6 protein-coding genes are annotated in these 4,276 nt (G+C 65.1%); all 6 read left to right on the top strand.

Going from position 1 to position 4,276, the window contains the following annotated elements:
- Positions 1-672: putative PEP-binding protein (locus BP858_RS03615; RefSeq protein WP_349680560.1), on the top strand; the 672-nt coding region annotated here is incomplete at its 5' end.
- On the top strand, positions 665-1,762 hold the full coding sequence (mfnA, locus tag BP858_RS03610; protein WP_286878865.1) for a tyrosine decarboxylase MfnA: 1,098 nt from the start codon (positions 665-667) through the stop codon (positions 1,760-1,762). The genes BP858_RS03615 and mfnA, both read left to right, overlap by 8 nt.
- On the top strand, positions 1,755-2,306 hold the full coding sequence (gene hpt / locus BP858_RS03605) for a hypoxanthine/guanine phosphoribosyltransferase (RefSeq protein WP_286878864.1): 552 nt from the start codon (positions 1,755-1,757) through the stop codon (positions 2,304-2,306). The genes mfnA and hpt overlap by 8 nt, the downstream gene beginning before the upstream one ends.
- Complete coding sequence (gene dph2, locus BP858_RS03600) at positions 2,284-3,237, top strand: diphthamide biosynthesis enzyme Dph2 (RefSeq protein ID WP_286878863.1); 954 nt, start codon at positions 2,284-2,286, stop codon at positions 3,235-3,237. The genes hpt and dph2 overlap by 23 nt, the downstream gene beginning before the upstream one ends.
- A complete protein-coding gene (locus BP858_RS03595) occupies positions 3,234-3,845 on the top strand; it encodes an METTL5 family protein (protein WP_286878862.1) in 612 nt (203 codons plus the stop codon). The genes dph2 and BP858_RS03595 overlap by 4 nt, the downstream gene beginning before the upstream one ends.
- 6 nt (positions 3,846-3,851) lie before the next feature.
- Positions 3,852-4,276 (top strand): MFS transporter (locus BP858_RS03590; RefSeq protein ID WP_286878861.1); only part of this gene is annotated, 425 nt, incomplete at its 3' end.

Below are 4,276 nucleotides of genomic sequence, written 5' to 3'. Positions count from 1 at the left end.
GTCTGGGTGCGGACCCTGGACGCCCCGACCGACGAGTTCCGGAACATGGAGGGCGGTGAGGTAGAACCGGTCGAGCACAACCCGATGCTCGGGTGGCGCGGCATCCGCCGGGATCTCCGGAGCCCTGAACAGTTCCGCATGCAGGTTGAGGCCTTCAAGCGGCTCTGGGCCGCAGGCTACAGCAACCTCGGCGTCATGTTCCCGCTGGTCAACCACCCCGCCGAGTTTGTCCAGGCCCGCGCGATGATGAAAGAGTGGGGGGTCAACGTGGAGAACGTGACCCTCGGCGTCATGATCGAGGTCCCGAGCAGCGCCATCCTCATCGAGGACTTCATCAAGGCCGGGATCAAGTTCGCCTCGTTCGGGACGAACGACCTCATCCAGTACACGCTCGCCATCGACCGGAACAACGAGCATGTCGCAGATATGTATGAGCCCGAGCACCCTGCAGTGCTCAGGCTGATCGATCACGCGATCAAAGCCTGCCGGGAGCACGGTGTTGAGTGCTCGATCTGCGGCCAGGCCGGCTCCGACCCTGATATGGTCGCGTGGCTCGTCGGGCACGGCATCACCAGCGTCTCCGCAAACATCGACGCGGTTCCGCGCATCCGTGAGGCCGTGGCCCGGAAAGAGCGGCAGATCCTCCTTGATGCGGCGAGAAGAAATGCGTGAATATGGATGCCCTGAGGAGGAGCTCTTCTCCTTCCTCTCGCTCTTGCGGCGGGAGGATCTCGGCTACCAGAATATCCTGAGTTCGATGTGCACGCCGCCCCACCCGGTCGCGGCACGGGCGCACGCGATGTTCCTCGAGACCAACCTCGGCGACCCCGGGCTCTTCCCCGGGACGGCCGCACTCGAGAGACTCCTCGTCCGGAGGCTCGGCGCGCTGATGCACCTTCCCGAAGCGGGCGGGTATGCGACCTCAGGGGGGACCGAGTCGAACATCCAGGCGTTCCGGATCGCAAAGAAGCGAAAGCCTGTGAAATCCCCGAACGTGGTGGTCCCTGAGTCGGGCCACTTCTCGTTCCAGAAGGCCTGTGACATCCTGGGGCTTGAAGCGCGGACAGTGCCGCTCGATGCTGAGTTCAGGATGGATGTTGAGGCGGTCGACGGTCTCGTGGATAAAAACACGATCGCTCTCGTCGGCGTCGCCGGGACGACCGAGTACGGGGTGGTTGACCCCATCGCCCGCCTCTCTGAGATCGCCCTGGACCAGGAGGTATTCCTCCACGTCGACGCCGCCTTCGGGGGGATGGTGGTGCCGTTCCTTGATCGGCCGATCCCGTTCGACTTCCGGCTCCCCGGCGTCAACTCCATATCCATCGACCCCCACAAGATGGGGATGAGCACCATCCCGGCAGGCTGTCTCCTTGTCAGGGACCCGGAATATTTTTCGAGTCTCAACGTCGATACGCCCTACCTGACCGTGAAGCAGGAGTACACCCTCGCCGGCACCAGGCCCGGCGCGTCGGTGGCAGCCGCGGTCGCGGTCCTCGAGTACCTGGGGATGGACGGCATGCGGGCGGTGGTCGCCGGGTGCATGGAGAACGCTCGAAGGCTGATCGAGGGGATGGAGACGCTCGGTTACCAGCGCGCGGTGACCCCGGATGTCAACGTGGCGACGTTCTCCTGTGACCGTGCGCCCGCCGGCTGGCGGGTCTCGAGGACCCGGGCCGGAGATATGCGGATCATCTGCATGCCTCACGTTACTCGTGACGTCGTCGAGGCATTCCTTGGAGATATGAGTGATCTGGATGCTTGAACGACTGATACGTTCACTGGAAACCTCCCCGGTCATGAAGCGCGGGGAGTACGACTACTTCATCCACCCGATAACCGACGGGGTGCCGCTCGTTGAGCCGCCGCTCCTCCGCGAGGTCGGGTGTGCCATGGTGCGGGTCCTTGACCTTTCCGGCGTCGACAAGATCGTCGTCTGCGAGGCGATGGGGATCCACATCGGTGTCGCCCTCTCGATGATGACCGATATCCCGCTGGTGGTCGTCAGAAAACGCTCCTACAACCTGCCCGGGGAGGTCGCGGTACACCAGACCACCGGCTACTCGAAGGGGGAGCTCTACTTAAACGGCGTCAGTGCGGGCGAGCGTGTCGTGATCATCGACGACGTCTGCAGCACCGGGGGGACGCTCCGCGCCCTCATCAGCGCGCTCGGGCAGGTGGGCGCCGAGATCGCCGATATCTGTGTGGTCATATCCCGGGGCGATGCTGATATCGGCCGCCCGCTCAAGACCCTGGTCAGGGTCGATGTCTCCGGGGGCCGGGTGCGTGTCGTTGATACCTGTATCTGACATTATCCGCCGGCTCAGCGAGCGCGGCGCAAAACGCGTTGCTCTCCAGTTCCCGGCAGGGCTTGCGCGGCAGGCGCCGGGGGTAGCAGCCGCACTCCGCGATGCAGGATTTGAGGTGATCGTCAGCGGCGATCCCTGCTACGGGGCCTGCGACCTTGCGCTTGATACCCTCGCGTATGCCGACGTCCTGGTCCACTTCGGCCATGCGCCGGTTGAGGACCGATCTAGCGTCATCTACGAGCCTGTCCGGATCGACTTCGATGTGGGTGTGCTCTCCCGGGTCTTACCGCTGCTTGAGAGCCGCCGCATCGGCCTCGTCACCACGGTCCAGCACGCCCATCTGGTGGGCGCGATGGCTGCGTATCTTGGTGAACACGGTATCGAGGCGGTCGTCGCTCCCGGGGATGGGCGCACACCGCTTCCGGGACAGGTGCTCGGGTGCAACTTCGCCGCCGCGCGGGCGACCGGGGCGGACGAGATCCTCTTCGTCGGGACCGGGGTCTTCCACCCCACCGGGATCCAGCTTGCCACCCGGGCCCGGGTGGTGGCGCTCGACCCCTTCACCGGCGAGGCTCGGATAGTGGATGCGTCCCGTCTGGTCCGCCGCCGCGCCGCGGTGATGGCGAAGGCGCAGGATGCTGCGAGTTTCGGGATCATCGTCAGCACAAAGAGCGGCCAGCAGCGGATGGAACTTGCCCGGCGGCTCGTCGCGCTCTCGGATCGCGCTTTCCTTGTTGCGATGCGGGAGGTCTCTCCTGCCGGGATGCTCGACCTCGGATTTGGGGCATACGTGAACACCGCATGCCCCCGACTCGCCTACGACGACCAGATCCGGTTCCCGGTCCCGGTGCTGACGCCGCCGGAGTTTGAGATCCTCTGCGGTGCCCGGGCCTGGGACGATTACGCGATCGACGAGTACCTCTCCCCATGAACCTCCGGCAGCTTGAGATGCGGCTCGAACGCCTGCAGGGCTTTGAGCGGCCGACAGCCCGCCTCGAGCAGTACCAGACCCCGGCGCCGGTGGCGGCCCGTCTCCTCCACCATGCTGCCATGCAGGGGACGATCGAGGGGCGCCGGGTCTGCGACCTCGGGTGCGGGACCGGGATCCTCGCCTGCGGTGCAGCCCTCCTCGGCGCGTCCGCCGTGACCGGGGTGGACATCGACCCGGCCGCGGTAGACATCGCCCGGCAGAACGCGGAGATGCTCGGGGTCACGGTGGATTTCATCGTCGCCGACATCAGGAGCCCCGACGTCGACTGGGCGGCGCTTGCGTGCGACACCGTCGTGATGAACCCGCCGTTCGGGGCGCAGAAGGCGCACGCCGACCGGCCATTCATCGATCGGGCGCTCGAACTCGGGCAGATGATCTATGGCATCTTCAACGAAGGCTCAAGTCCGTTCGTGGCCGCCTACACCGAAGGTCGGGCGACGATCGAGGAGGTGATCCGGTGCGCGTTCCCGCTCCGGCGGACGTTTGCACACCATCGCAAGGAGCGAGTGGATATTACGGTAGAGGTCATACGCTTAAGGCGGATCTGAGACACCGTGACCTCTGATACAAAGTCTGTATGGGGGCTCTCTGCAGCTCACCTGGTAACCGACCTCTACTCGCCGGTCCTCCCTGCAATCCTGCCGCTCCTCATCGCAGAGCAGGGCTACTCGTTCTTCCTCGCGGGGCTGATCGTCACGGTCTTCAACCTCACGTCATCGATGATGCAGCCGCTCGTCGGCTGGCTCTACGATACCCGGGGACTTGCCGTCCATATCAGCGTCACCGTCCTCATCAGCGCGACGTTCATATCGGTCATCGGGCTGCTCAACAACTACTATCTGGTCCTTGCTTCCGTTGCCATAGCGGCGCTGGGGCACGCCCTCTTCCACCCGAGCGCGCTCGGGACCGTCAGCCGCCTGACCCGGGATGCGAGCCGGGGCCGGATCACCTCCTACTTCGTCATCGGCGGCAACCTGGG

The sequence above is a fragment of the Methanoculleus sp. UBA413 genome (assembly GCF_002502935.1).
Classification (GTDB): Archaea; Halobacteriota; Methanomicrobia; order Methanomicrobiales; family Methanoculleaceae; genus Methanoculleus; species Methanoculleus bourgensis.
Note: the sequence above shows the minus strand (reverse complement) of the source record. Positions and strands in the feature narration are given on the sequence as shown.

What these genes read in the sequence shown, in the direction of transcription:
- mfnA (WP_286878865.1), top strand. Translation starts at nt 665, where the DNA reads ATGCGTGAATATGGATGCCCTGAGGAGGAGCTCTTCTCCTTCCTCTCG.
- hpt (WP_286878864.1), top strand. Translation starts at nt 1,755, where the DNA reads ATGCTTGAACGACTGATACGTTCACTGGAAACCTCCCCGGTCATGAAG.
- BP858_RS03595 (WP_286878862.1), top strand. Translation starts at nt 3,234, where the DNA reads ATGAACCTCCGGCAGCTTGAGATGCGGCTCGAACGCCTGCAGGGCTTT.